Source organism: Bradyrhizobium sp. SMVTL-02 (assembly GCF_051853005.1).
Lineage (GTDB): Bacteria > Pseudomonadota > Alphaproteobacteria > Rhizobiales > Xanthobacteraceae > Bradyrhizobium.
On sequence record NZ_CP182469.1, the window covers coordinates 3,866,438 to 3,879,366 of the forward strand.

At 62.8% G+C, this 12,929-nt stretch carries 9 protein-coding genes and 3 pseudogenes; 6 read left to right on the forward strand and 6 right to left on the reverse strand.

Annotation, left to right across the window (positions count from 1 at the left end; genetic code table 11):
* Positions 1 to 104: 104 nt before the first annotated feature.
* The 3 genes and pseudogenes from ACNJYB_RS18110 to ACNJYB_RS18120 form a co-directional block, all read left to right on the forward strand.
* Entirely contained in the window at positions 105 to 680 is a 576-nt protein-coding gene (locus ACNJYB_RS18110; protein WP_439375589.1) for an L-dopachrome tautomerase-related protein, read from the forward strand.
* A gap of 36 nt (positions 681 to 716) precedes the next feature.
* On the forward strand, positions 717 to 1,838 hold the full coding sequence (locus tag ACNJYB_RS18115) for a two pore domain potassium channel family protein (protein WP_439375167.1): 1,122 nt from the start codon (positions 717 to 719) through the stop codon (positions 1,836 to 1,838).
* Between the two features lie 299 nt (positions 1,839 to 2,137).
* Positions 2,138 to 2,590, forward strand: a pseudogene (locus ACNJYB_RS18120) (twin-arginine translocation signal domain-containing protein); the annotation flags it as partial.
* A gap of 75 nt (positions 2,591 to 2,665) precedes the next feature.
* On the opposite strand, the gene ACNJYB_RS18125 reads toward ACNJYB_RS18120, so the two are convergent.
* A protein-coding gene (locus tag ACNJYB_RS18125) for an IS3 family transposase (RefSeq protein WP_271580986.1) occupies positions 2,666 to 3,879 on the reverse strand; the annotation gives its coding sequence in 2 pieces (ribosomal slippage) (positions 2,666 to 3,603 and positions 3,603 to 3,879; 1,215 coding nt in all).
* Positions 3,880 to 3,952: 73 nt separating this feature from the next.
* Here ACNJYB_RS18125 and ACNJYB_RS18130 point away from each other — a divergent pair.
* Positions 3,953 to 4,783 (forward strand): annotated as a pseudogene (locus ACNJYB_RS18130) (amidohydrolase family protein); the annotation flags it as partial.
* Positions 4,784 to 4,923: 140 nt separating this feature from the next.
* On the opposite strand, the gene ACNJYB_RS18135 reads toward ACNJYB_RS18130, so the two are convergent.
* Positions 4,924 to 5,265, reverse strand: a complete 342-nt coding sequence (locus ACNJYB_RS18135; RefSeq protein ID WP_439375168.1) for a hypothetical protein — start codon at positions 5,263 to 5,265, stop codon at positions 4,924 to 4,926.
* Between the two features lie 258 nt (positions 5,266 to 5,523).
* On the opposite strand from ACNJYB_RS18135, the pseudogene ACNJYB_RS18140 reads away from it, so the two are divergent.
* Together ACNJYB_RS18140 and ACNJYB_RS18145 are read left to right on the forward strand one after the other, a co-directional pair.
* A pseudogene (locus ACNJYB_RS18140) lies at positions 5,524 to 5,915 on the forward strand (glucans biosynthesis glucosyltransferase MdoH); the annotation flags it as partial.
* Positions 5,916 to 6,020: 105 nt separating this feature from the next.
* Positions 6,021 to 7,643, forward strand: coding sequence for an ABC-F family ATP-binding cassette domain-containing protein (locus ACNJYB_RS18145; RefSeq protein WP_439375169.1), 1,623 nt, complete (start codon positions 6,021 to 6,023; stop codon positions 7,641 to 7,643).
* A gap of 4 nt (positions 7,644 to 7,647) precedes the next feature.
* Here the strand turns inward: ACNJYB_RS18145 and ACNJYB_RS18150 are convergent, their stop codons facing one another.
* The 4 genes from ACNJYB_RS18150 to ACNJYB_RS18165 all read right to left on the reverse strand — a co-directional run bounded on the left by ACNJYB_RS18150 (position 7,648) and on the right by ACNJYB_RS18165 (position 12,787).
* Entirely contained in the window at positions 7,648 to 9,042 is a 1,395-nt protein-coding gene (locus tag ACNJYB_RS18150) for a S8 family serine peptidase (RefSeq protein WP_439375170.1), read from the reverse strand.
* 52 nt (positions 9,043 to 9,094) lie between these two features.
* On the reverse strand, positions 9,095 to 9,937 hold the full coding sequence (locus ACNJYB_RS18155) for a phosphatase PAP2 family protein (RefSeq protein ID WP_439375171.1): 843 nt from the start codon (positions 9,935 to 9,937) through the stop codon (positions 9,095 to 9,097).
* A gap of 41 nt (positions 9,938 to 9,978) precedes the next feature.
* The gene (locus tag ACNJYB_RS18160; RefSeq protein WP_439375172.1) at positions 9,979 to 11,772 is read right to left on the reverse strand and encodes an adenylate/guanylate cyclase domain-containing protein; all 1,794 of its coding nucleotides are present in this window, start codon (positions 11,770 to 11,772) and stop codon (positions 9,979 to 9,981) included.
* Between the two features lie 766 nt (positions 11,773 to 12,538).
* Positions 12,539 to 12,787, reverse strand: a complete 249-nt coding sequence (locus ACNJYB_RS18165; RefSeq protein WP_439375173.1) for a hypothetical protein — start codon at positions 12,785 to 12,787, stop codon at positions 12,539 to 12,541.
* Positions 12,788 to 12,929 lie beyond the last annotated feature (142 nt).

The following is a 12,929-nucleotide window of genomic DNA, read 5'->3' on the forward strand; positions in this document are numbered from 1 at the left end:
CGTGGGAGCTCATACCGGTTACGAATGATCTCCGCATCGCTCCCGACGGAAAATACGCCTACCTGACCGACTCCGGCTCACCGGGCGGGCTAATCGTTCTGAACATCCAGTCAGGGCAGGCGTGGCGTGTGCTGAGCGACGATCCTTCGACCCAATTCGATCCGAGCGTCAATGTGATGACCGATGGCCAGCCGCTGCGGCGGCCAGACGGACGGCAACCGCTGTTCAATGCAGATAGCCTCGCGCTATCCAAAGACGGCAGCACGCTGTATTGGCAAGCCCTGACCGGGAAAACCCTTTACCGAATCCCCACATCCAGCATCCAGAATCCCGACACGGCAAGCCGCGCGCGTCCGGAGACGGTGGCCACGACGGAGCCGGCGGACGGGCTCTGGACGGGGGAGAATGACGAGGTCTACCTGAGCTCGATCGGCAACGATGCTGTCAAGATCATCAATCCCCGGGACGGCAGCATACGGCAGCTGTTGACCGACCCACGCCTGCGCTGGCCGGATACTTTTTCGCAAGGTCCTGACGGCCACATCTATGTGACGGCATCGCATATTCAGGATTCACCCTGGTTCCACATGGCCTGGACCGACAAGAAATTCACATTGTTCAGGTTCATGCCGCGCGAACCAAATGCGGCCGCGTCAGACGGTGCACCCAAGCGGAAGTAACAACGGCTGCAACCGGCGACTCAACTGAGGAGGCCGATGGTGCGTTGGTTCGAGCCCATCCTGGGCACCGTGCTGATGGCCGCGGTGCTTGCCGACGTCTTCCTCACGGTTCTCTACGCCCGAGCGGGCACCGGAATCATGAGCGATCGCCTCGCAAGACTGGTCTGGCTGGCAGTGCGCGCGGTTGCGTCGAACCGTAACAAACATCTGCTTTCGTTCTGCGGACCTCTCATCGTGGTCGCGTTGCTACTGACCTGGTCGATTCTGCTCGCGCTGGGGGCTGCACTGGTCGTCCACCCTCTGCTCGGGACGAGCATCACGAACAGCAACCAAGAGACGCCAACCGATTTCGTGACGGCGCTTTACGTGGCAGGAAGCAGCCTCTCGATCGTTGGCGGCAGCAGCTTCGGTCCGCAAAGCTCCGGAGCGAAGCTCTTATTTCTTCTCAATTCGGTGATCGGCACGTCAGTCATATCGCTCACCATCACTTACCTGATGCAGATCTACGGCGCTCTCAGGAGCAGAAACTCACTTTGTCTCAAGATTCACGCGCTTTCTGCCGAGACCGGTGATGCCGCGGAGTTGCTCGCACACCTATTTGCAAAGAACCAGCTCAGCGCGGGTTACAACAATCTCTCGGAGCTCGCGGCAGAGCTCACGGACGCGAAGGAAGCTCACCATTTCTATCCCATTCTTTTCTACTTCCGCTTCCCTGAGCCGATCTACGCAGTGTCCAGGTCGTGGCTTATCGCACTTGATGCTGTGTCGCTGATCAGAAGCGCGTTGCCGAAAGATGCGGATTGGCTGAAGCAATCGGGCGCGGTCACGCAGATGTGGTCCTCCGCGCTACTACTCCTTTCCACCCTCAACGGCGTCTTCCTGGAGAAAAACCCGTCGCATGAACCCGACGATGCGGATCGGCAACTCTGGCGCGCCCGGTGTGACAATGCGCGAAAGCGACTACAGAGCGCCGGAATTCGTGTAGCCGACGATCTTCGTGATTCGTTCGACACGTATATTGAATCCAGAAGAAGGTGGGACCGTCTTGTCCACCTGGTCGGCAACTCCATGGCTTACGAAGTTGCGGACATCGATCCAGCGATGCAGAGAACGCAAACGCCTATCTTTCTTTCGGAGCATCGCGGAGGGGCGCGATGACAAGGAAAGATCGCGGCGGGTGGGGCCATCGGCAGTCGAGACCATCCGAGCTGGCGCGAAGGTGCTCGAGCGACACATGGCCCAATCGCGTCGGCGCGGCTTAGTCGAAACTTGTCTCGGAAGGTTCATGCCCTCCCGGAATATTTTGTGGCTCCTCAGCGCCGATGAGCGGTCGTAGGATTGGATCGCCCGAGCCAACGGGCTCAAGGCTTCAACGCGTTCGTTTTGAACGCGTACGTGGCGCCGGGGGATCGCTCGTCAAAGCCGGCCGCATCCGCGAATAAAAGCACGGGGGTATCATGTCCGCGTTGTCACGCCGCGATTTCCTGGCACTTTCGACGTCAGCCGCAGCAGTTGGTCTCGCCGCGCCTGCGCGCGCTGCGATGGGGCCGAACGACAAGTACGATCTGGTGATCCGCGGGGGAGAGGTTCTCGACCCCAGCCAGTCGTTGCGCGCGAGACGCGATATCGGCATCCGCTGGGGCGTGATCGAAACCGTCCAGGAGACGATCCCCGCCGAGCGCGCCCTGAAGAGCATCGACGCGTCGAGCAAGCTCGTGATGCCCGGCCTCATCGATCTGCATTGTCACGTCTATCCCTACGGCTCGGCGATCGGCATTCCCGCCGACGAGCTGGTGCAATTCCAGGGCACGACGACCGTCGTGTCGGCAGGCGACGCCGGCGTCAACAATCTGGCGGCGCTGCGCCGTTTCATCGTGGCCCAGACGCGGACGCGGATGTACGCCTTCCTCCTGAAATGGACCCGCGGAGCGGGACCGCTTGAACCGGTTTGTTAGTTGGAAACTGACCGCTCCTGATCCTTTCTATCACGCTGCCAGAGACTCTGTCTGCTGCTGTTGCTGTGGGCATGTGGTCAACGCGTCAGCGTTGTCCACCATGTCCACAGCCTTCGCGGCCTGCATCCGTTCGCGCCAGACCGCCATCGGCGTGCGATAGCCGAGGGACTGATGAAGGCGACGATCATTGTAGAAGGCGATCCAGCTCGCGATCCCTGCCTTGGCCTCGCGGCCGTCGGCATAGCCCTTGAGATAGATGTCCTCATGCTTGAGAGACCGCCACAGCCGCTCGATGAAGACGTTGTCCATCCAACGACCGCGGCCATCCATGGAGATCTTGATCTTTGCGGCCGCCAGCGCGCCGGTGAAGGCCACGCTGGTGAACTGGCTGCCCTGGTCGGTGTTGAAAATCTCCGGCGTGCCGTACTTCGCCAGCGCCTCTTCCAGAGCCGCCACGCAGAACGAGACGTCCATCGTGTTCGACAACCGCCACGCCAGAACCGCACGGCTCGCCCAGTCGATGATGGCGACGAGATAAAGAAAGCCGCGGCCGATGGGCAGATACGTGATGTCGGCCGCCCACACCTGGTTTGGCCGGTCGATCGTCATGTTGCGCAGCAGATAGGGATAGATCTTGTGGCCCGGCGCCGGCTTTGTCGTGTTCGGCCTTGGTCCCAGCGCCGCGATGCCCATCTTGCGCATCAACCGCTGCACACGCTTGCGATTGACCTGAAGCCCCTCAGCCTTCAGCATCGCGGTCATTCGCCGCGAGCCCAGGAACGGCCAGGCGGTGAACAGCTCGTCGAGGCGCCGCATCAGGGCGAGGTCGTTGTCGTTGGCCGGCCGTGGCGGCCGGTAGACCCCAGAGCGGGCGATACCAAGCAACATGCATTGCCGGCGAATCGACAGCGCCATGTCGGCGCGATCGAGCATTCCTCGACGGTCCGGCGTGCTCATCTTCCGGACCTCCGCGCTAAAAAATCGCGCTCGACTGTCAGTTGTCCAATCTTGGCGTGCAGCTTCTCGATCTCTCGTTCGCGAGCGTCCTCGCTCTCCCGCCCGACACCCGCGTCAAAGGCCCGGGCCGCCTGGTCCAACAGCTGCTTCTTCCAGGCATAGATCTGGTTCGGGTGAACCTCATAGCGCTGGGCCAGATCGGCCACCGTCGTCTGCTCCCGCACGGCTTCCAGCGCGATCTTTGCCTTCAGTGCCGCGTCGATCTTGCGTCTCGTCTTCGTTGTCATCATGCGCTCCGTCTATCAAACGGAGCAGCCCCTTCCAACTAAGCACGTGGTCCCACAATCGGGGTCCATTTCACTCCACATCGCCAACAACGGGCTTTCGGCGTTTCCCGTCGCAGAGCTCTACAATATCGACTCCGCTCAAACCGAGGCCTGTGCCATGGCTCTCGCCGAGAATTCGGACTTCCTCCTCGGGGTCAAAGTGCGGATGTCGGAGAACGTGATCTTCAAGCACGGGCTCGAGCCGCTCAAGCGCGGGATCCAGGCGTGCGAGATGTGCGGCTGGCCGGCGAAGATGATGGTGCATATCGGCGGCGTCGAGTCCAAGGAGCTGATGTCGCAGATCCTCGACCTGCTGCGCCCGGGCGACGTGCTGACGCATGCCTATTCGGGCGCTCCGAACATGTCCAACAGCTTCACGAATATCGTCCAGGAGGGCAGGTTGCTGCCCGCGGCCCTGGCGGCCAAACAGCGTGGCGTCATGTTCGACGTGGGCCATGGCGGTGGCAGCTTCGACTTCACCGTGGCGGAAGTGGCGATCCCCGGTGGATGCATTCCGGACACCATTTCCTCCGACATCCACGTCTTCTCCGGCAATTCGCCAGGCATTCCCTTCCTGCCCAACGTGATGAGCAAGTTCATGACGCTTGGATTCACGCTGGAGCAGGTGGTCGCAATGGCCACGACAGCCCCGGCGAAGATCATCAATCGCGCGCCGAAAATCGGCACGCTGCAGGTCGGCGCGCCCGGCGACGTCGCCATCATGGAGCTCGTGGAAGGGCCGGTCAGCTTTGTCGACACCCGCAACAACAAGAGAGACGGGAAGGCCCAGCTCAAGCCGATCCAGACCGTCATCAACGGCGTGCCGTTCGGCCGGCCCTACCAGGCGCCGTTCGCTGTGAGGTAGCGAGCCGGCAGGCGCTCAGCGGTGGTTCAGGGGGCATCGAGTCCGGGCAATTCGCGACGAAGCTCGGAGCGCGCTTCGAGTCGGGGGTGAGACCTGCATCTTCGTCCTCCTGCCAAGAAGCGGGTCTCGTAGACCTGAGCTCACCTGCGGATGAAGGGACGGGAAAAAGCGGCAGCAGCCGGAACGTTCGAGAAGATTTCTGAGTTGAAAGTCATGAACGTTGCGGCACGGCTGATGCCCTTTTGGAAAACGACTCTGCGGTGGATTCGCAGCACTGCCGCTCGAGGATCGTCATGTACAAGACTGCGATATACGATGAACTGCGGCAGGTGGAGCGCGATGTCGCCGAAGGGGAACGACGGCTCGCAGAGCAAGAGGCACTCATTCTCGAGATGAGGCGCCAGAATGAAGAAACGGCCAAAGCAGAAGCCGAACTCGAGCGAATGCGCGCGGAGCAACGGTGCCGCGATCAGGACCGGCAACGTCTCCTCTCGCTGCTGCAACCCTGACATTGTGCCGGCGACGAAATCGCGTCACGGTCGTGGCAGCAATATCGCGCGAGATCGAGCAGGATTCATTCGCAGCGCTCGACGCTGATCTTGCCGGTGACGACCGGGATGACGGCGCACGGCACTTGGGCGGGCGCCGGTTTTCGTCGTTCTGAACCGATATTGTCGCCCCCTTCCTTCAGGGAACTCCGGGGAACATCGGTCGTTTTCCACGTTGCTCTCATTCGGAGACGTGAGCCCGTCCTCGCGGCCTGGGTCTTTGCCGCCACGATGGGGCTTCTCGTCGTGCCGAAGCTGCTGGCCTATCTGGTGATGATCAGCAATCGCGAGGAGCGGAGCGGCTTTGCAGGCAGCGTCCGCGTCCTTGCCGGCGTCGTTTGCGAGACGCTTGTCGCGGGATTGATCGCTCCCTGCATGATGATCTTCCAGAGCACGGCGGTCATGGAGATCCTCGTCGGCCGGGACGCCGGCTGGCAGGTGCAGCGCCGGAGCGATGGCGAGCTTGCTCTCGGTGAAGTCTGTCGCAAGTTCGCCGGACCACGTCCTGCGGGCTGGCCCTGTCGCTCGGCGCCTATGCCGTGTCCTTGCCTCTGTTGCTTTGGATGTCGCCCGTGGTGCTGGGCCCGGGTCGCCGGTATGTCTGGCGGAGATCCGTACCCCGCCGGGCTTCCCCTCGCGGGCACTATGGCCTATGACGCTGCAACGCAAAAATCCCCACAAAAGACCCCATGATCCGCCTCGACAACGTCAGCAAGCAAGCCGGCCACCAGATCCTGTTCATCGAAGCCTCCGCGGCCCTCAACAAGGGGGAGAAGATCGGCCTGGTCGGGCCGAACGGCGCCGGCAAGACCACGCTGTTCCGCATGATCGCCGGCGAAGAGCTGCCCGATGAGGGGCAGGTCTCGACCGATCGCGGCATCACGATCGGCTATTTCAACCAGGACGTCGGCGAAATGAGCGGCCACAGCGCCGTGGCCGAGGTCATGAATGGCGCCGGTCCCGTCAGCGAGGTCGCGGCCGAGCTGCGCGAGCTCGAGGCCGCGATGGCCGACCCTGACAAGGCCGATCAGATGGACGAGATCATCGCACGCTATGGCGAGGTGCAGCACCGGTTCGAGGAGCTGGACGGCTATGCGCTCGATGGTCGGGCGCGCGAGGCGCTGTCCGGCCTCGGCTTCAGCCAGGAGATGATGGACGGCGACGTCGGCAAGCTCTCGGGCGGCTGGAAGATGCGCGTGGCGCTGGCGCGCATTCTCCTGATGCGCCCCGATGTCATGCTGCTGGATGAGCCGAGCAACCATCTCGATCTCGAAAGCCTGATCTGGCTGGAAAAATTCCTGCACGACTACGAAGGCACGCTGCTGATGACCTCGCACGACCGCGAGTTCATCAACCGCGTGATCTCCAAGGTGATCGAGATCGACAGCGGCTCGCTCACCACCTACACCGGCAATTACGAGTTCTATGAGCAGCAGCGGGCGCAGAACGAGAAGCAGCAGCAGGCGCAGTTCGAGCGCCAGCAGGCCATGCTCGCCAAGGAGATCAAATTCATCGAGCGCTTCAAGGCGCGCGCCTCGCATGCGGCGCAGGTGCAGAGCCGGGTGAAGAAGCTCGACAAGATCGAGCGGGTCGAGCCGCCGCGCCGCCGCCAGAGCGTCGCCTTCGACTTCCCGCCGGCGCCGCGCTCGGGCGAGGACGTTGTGGCGCTCAAGAACGTCCACAAGGGCTACGGCGCGAAGCGCATCTATGACGGGCTCGATTTCATGATCCGCCGCAAGGAGCGCTGGTGCGTGATGGGCGTCAACGGTGCGGGCAAGTCGACATTGCTCAAGCTGGTTGCCGGTGCGAGCGAGCCGGATGAGGGCTCGGTGGCGCTCGGGGGCAGCGTCAAGATGGGCTATTTCGCCCAGCATGCGATGGATCTGCTCGACGGCGAGCGCACCGTGTTCCAGTCGCTGGAAGACCAGTTTCCGACCGCGGGGCAGGGGTCTTTGCGCGCGCTCGCCGGCTGCTTCGGCTTCTCCGGGGACGACGTCGAGAAGCGCTGCCGGGTGCTGTCAGGCGGCGAGAAGGCGCGGCTGGTGATGGCCAAGATGCTGTTCGATCCGCCGAACTTCCTGGTGCTGGACGAGCCGACCAACCATCTCGACCTCGCCACCAAGGAGATGCTGATCACGGCGCTCGCTGATTTCGAGGGCACCATGCTGTTCGTCTCGCACGACCGCCACTTCTTGGCGACGCTGTCGAACCGCGTGCTCGAGCTGACGCCGGAGGGCATCCATCAGTACGGCGGCGGCTACACCGAATATGTCGCGCGCACGGGGCAGGAAGCGCCGGGGTTGCGGAGCTAAGCGCTCATGGAATGATGCCGAGGCTGCGCCCGGCGGCAACCGGCCGGATGATGCCGAAGCCGTAATCGTAGTTGGGCACCGCGCCGCCCAGGGGCAGCGCCGTCGCCTTCAACGCCGCAATCATGGCTGCCGGATCCGTCGCCGTCGGCGATTGCACGGTCCGCAGCGCAGCGATGCACCCGGATGCGACGGCGCATGACGTCGACGTTCCCGTATCCGGCTCGAAGCCGCGCGGGCCTCGCAGGACCTTCGAGCCGAGAAACTCCGTATAGGCGGTGATGTCTGGCTTCTTTTGAGGCATGCCCGCGATCGATGGCCCTTGGGTGGAATAACAGACGCGCGCGTCGTGGATGTCGCAACCGGCGAGCGTCAGCACTTCGTCGTAGGCGTTCGCGCCCATGATCATTCCTGTCGTCCGCTGCAGACACACGGCAGCGGGGCAGCCGCCGCCGCAATTGCCGGCGGCGAAAACCACGTCGGCCCCGAATGCCGTGAGCAACCAGATGTACAGTCTGAAGGGGTGATTGGGGTTGTCGATGTAGCGCCTGGGATCACCGGGCGGGAAGTCGTCCAGGCTCGGATGGAAGATGCCCCAGCTATTGTTGACCACGAGCGCGGTTTGCGGGATGGTCCCAATGACCGCCCAGCGCCAGATCAGCTTCAAGTAACCGCTCATCATTTCCCCGATCGTGGCACTGACGGTGTGCTCCCCGGCCGGCCGTCCAAGCAGCAAGGGATAATCGAGCAGCGTCACGTTCGGGGCCACCGCGAGCACGCCGTAGGCACACATCGTTCCGTGTCCGATGCGATGGTGGCCCGGTGTCGTCGCCACGGTCGGTGGCGTCCACGAATTGCCGACGTCAAGGTCCGGGTTGAAGCCGAGCCGCTTCGCAAGATGCGGCCGGCAGATGCCGGTATCGACGATCGCGACGGCAACACCCGCGCCATAGAGGCTGTTGTCCTGCAGCACCGCGGTGTTGAGGTCCTGCCGAACCATTTCGATATCGCCCGTGGCCTTATTGGCAGGTGGTAAAGCAAGCTGGCCGCGCACGTCAGGATCCAACCAGACCGGCTCGCCATCGTTGAAATCCGGCTTGGCGAGGCTCTCGGGAGAAACGTAGGCGCGGATCAGGAATTTATTCGACTTATCGAGCGCGAGGAGCGCGGACGCTTTTTCGCCCCTGTCCCTGGTCGAGACTGCAAGTCGCTGATCGGCGCCATCCCAGAGCGGCAGCGCGCCGAACTCGTCGTCGATCAAAAAGTCGGGCGTCGCGTTCCTTTGAATGTATTCGCCCATCGTGCCGACCGGACTACCGCCCTCGAGCAGGTCGTTTGCCGCCCTCAAGAGCATGCCGTTCTGATTACGCTGCATGAGCACCCGGACATAGCCGGGCGGCAATTCCCAAGGCGTCATGGCTGCCTCCGCTGCCGTGGTCAGGTTGCGCGTGGTCTCACTGCCATTCGGTCTTCGCGAGGTTGAGGGTGGCTACGTAGAACGGGCAGGCCGTCAGATAGGGTTTCAAGGCGACCGCGGCCCTGGCGCCCGCGTCGATGTCCTCGCGATAGTGCAATCCCGCGATCACCCGGTTCATGCCGACTCGCGCGGCGAGTGCGCGCAACGCCTCCTTGTATCGAGGCAGCATGTCGGCCAGGCATTCGGAGGTGAGCGTGCCAATGAGCGCGTGTCCGGCCGGATAGGCCGGGTGCCCCGGGACCTGGACCGGCGGATACAGCGTCGGGCAGACCTGGCTTGGTCGCGGCTGGTACCAGTAGGGCGGGGGCGCGGCACCAGCCGGGTTTGGATACTGGAGCTTGAGCTGGATCATCGCAAACTCGCCGACCCGGGCCATGATCTTCATCAGCAGGAACGTATGCGGGTGGGACGTGGCGCTGATGTTGAGAAGCTGCAGCCAGCGCAGCTGAAAATTCTGGTTCTCCTCGACGATTTCGCCAAGCGCTTCCGGCCGCTCCGCGACAGCCAGCACCAGGACCTCGTCGATCATCTTCGCCGTGACGGGGTAGGTGGGTGGCGGCAGCGCGACGGCCGCCTGCCATAGCTTGCCTCCGATGTTCTGCGACAGAAATTCCGGCAGGATCGCTATGGCGCGAAGATCCGGGTCCCATTCCGCGTCTCGGAACTTGGCGTCGTAGTCCCGTGTGATCGCGATCTCGGCAAGTGGCCGATCGGCCCGCATCGCGAACACGGGCGATCCGCCGCCGCCCGAGCCGCCCGACCAGTTTCCTCCAAACCAATTGCCACCAAACCAGTTGCCTCCGAACCAATTGCCCCCCATGACGGGATCCTCCTGTGGTTCGCTGCAAATGCAGCATGGTTTCAATCCGGCAAGCCTGCCTCTCGCAAATGTCCGATGAAGCGTTCCCGCAAGCCAATTTTGAAGGGGCAACGCTCACGATAGGCCGAAAGCTTGAATCGAGGTTGGATGTCCAGAAGCATCCTGGTGACGCTCCGGGCCTCCTCGTCCTGGCCCTTCGCAATATAGGCGGCTGCCAGAATGCGCAGGTTGGCGGACAGCCGTCCGTTCAGAGCTGCGGTCTTGCGGGCCCACACGACCGCCTCGTCGTAATTGCCATTGATGTAATGCGCTTGGCCGAGGAACATCAGGTAGAAATATGCCTGTGTATCGGCGGGCGACAGCCGCAATCCCTGTTCAGCGCGCGTGATCGCTGACTGGCCCTCCTCGAGGTAGCCGTACACGCCACTGCTAAGGGTCCAAGCCATGGCATTTCCGGGCGATGCGCTCAACGCTCTGTCAAAGAGGTCGAGCGCTGCGTCGTAGTCCTTGAACAGCAGCGCCTTGGCGTGTCCCAGAACGGCAAGCGCGAAGCCGTCTGCCGGCGCACGATCGACCGCCGCCGTGGCGAGGCGCGCCGCTTCCGCCGCGTCGGGGCCGCCCTCGGCGCCCCAGCCCTGTGCGACATTGTGAATGTGCCAGAGCGCTGCATAGGCATAGGGCGTCGCATAGCCCGGATCTGCAGCGATCGCGGCCTGCAACAGCTCGCCCGCCCGGCCGAAGTCGAAGAAATTCATGCGATACATGAAGTCGATCGCCTTCATGAGCAGCTCGTAGGCATTGAGATTGTCCGAGCGCTTTTGCAGCGCGCGCTTCAGCTCCGCCTCGCGGACCTGGGGCGCGATGCTCCATACGATGCGTGTCGCAATGCGGCTCTGAAATTCGAACAGTTCGGCGACATCGCCATCATAGTGATCCGCCCAGAGCACGATCCCCGCTTCGACGTCCTGCAGTTCCACGCCGATGCGAAGCCGCTTGTCGGCGCGCCGGATGCTGCCGCTCAGGACGTATCGGACGCCGAGCTCCTGGCCGATGCTCTGGCTGTCGATCGGTCCGCTGCGATACGGAGAGGTGGACATGCTTGAAATGACGAACAGCCCGCGGAGGCTCTGAAGCGCCACGACGATCTCGTCGGCCGTTCCATCGCCGAAGTAGTCGTCCTCCGGGTTCGCGCCTTGCGTCCGAAACGGCAGCACCGCGATGTAGGGCACCTTGGCCTGGCGGCTCGCGTTGCGGCGGTCGCCCGCGGGCAGTCGTTCGGCCTCAGGCAGCAGGAGAGAATAGGCGTGAACGGGGCGTGCGAGATGCTTGAGCCGGAGCACGCCCAGATCCTGGACTGGCACGTCGAGCCGGTCCTTGATCTGCTGGAACATCTCGTCCGAAAGCACCACGCCGCCGGCGGGCGCCGACTGCTCGAGCCTCGCCGCGATGTTCACGCCCTTTCCGAAAATGTCCTCCGATTCGACGATGGTCTGCGCAACGTTCAGGCCCATTCGAAATTGAATCTTCCGGTCGTATCCTTCCCGGGTCTGCGCAGCCGCGACTTCGGCTTGCAAGGCGACCGCACAGCGCGCGGCATCAAGCGAGGAATCGAAAGAAGCGAGAAAGCCGTCCCCCGTATTCTTCACGATCCTGCCGCGGAAGGAGACGATGCACGGATTGATCACGCCGAAACGAAGCGCTCGCAGGCGGACGTGCGTTGCCTCCTCCGCCACCTCGGTCAGGCGAGCATAGCCCACGACGTCGGCCGCCAGAATTGCAAGCACGCGCCGCGATGGCGGGGCGACCTCTGCAATATCGATCCCCGGATGGTTCACCTTGACCACCCCGCTACTTGGCTGAACGAGCGAAGGATAGCAGACCGTTCCGCCGTTGACAGCGTCCGCCGGGCACCTCGTGCGCCAAACAAGGTCAACGCCCGCTTACGCGCACGCCGACATTTTGCTGAATGACGCGCCCCCCAAATCATCTACAGCAAACCTCCCGCCCGGTGAGCGCCATGTCAGCCGAGACCAGGTTGTCGTGTCCGCGCACCTTTGGGAAACGCGCTGCCCGAAACGGGTAGTGGGCCTGAGCCTGCCGGCCTTTTCAGCCAATCTTCACGGAGTCAAAATCAGTTTCAGCAATCCGACCGCAAGACGGAAGGTCCGAGAACCACCGCGTTGCGCAGCTGCACTTTACAGCCGAACTGGAAAAGCGCTGTGAATTAAATCATACATAAACGCATAAATTTATGCCACCCGCCCAGCGGTTGTGTTTCGCCGATTTGCTCGCGTTGACCAGAGCGAAGGAGGGACATGGAGATGCGGAATGGGCGCTGATTGGCGCCCATTCCGTGCGGCCCCTAATCAGCTACCGCAAAATCTCGCGCAGCACTACAGCTTTTGGGTGGATTGCGGGCGTTGGTGCAGGAATGGCCAGTCCGGGTCGAACGTAGGTTCACGGCGATAGCCGCGTCCAATCGACTGATCGCGATCGCAGTTCACGAAGTCAGCTTCCCGGTCTCGCTGACGTCCGGGAAACCGGCAGCATCCGCACGTTGATCTGCGCGGCTTCCGCCAAGCAGTGGGCGACCAGCAGCGATCAGGCGCTGACTTCGCACTTCTTCATAAAACTGTTCTTGGCCGCGCCGGCGAGCGGCTTGCCGTCGGCGCTGACGGCCTTGGGCGCGCAGGCCTCGGCCTTGCACTTCTTCAGGAACGAGGTCTTGGCCGCGCCGGCCAGCGGCTTGCCGTCCTTGCCGACCGCCTTGCTCTCGCAGGTGTCCTCCGCAAAGGCCGAGCCCGCCGCAAAGGTGGCAACGATCGCAGCCAGGAAAATCCGCTTCATCATGGGTGTCTCCCTAAACCAAAAGATGGCGGGCGGATTGGAGCCGGGAATCGTGGCGCAATCAAGCGGGATCGGCGCGTGGCGAACTGGCGTTGCGGATATTTCCGGCGCGATGAACGCACCGAGCGCCGGCCGATAGCGTAAT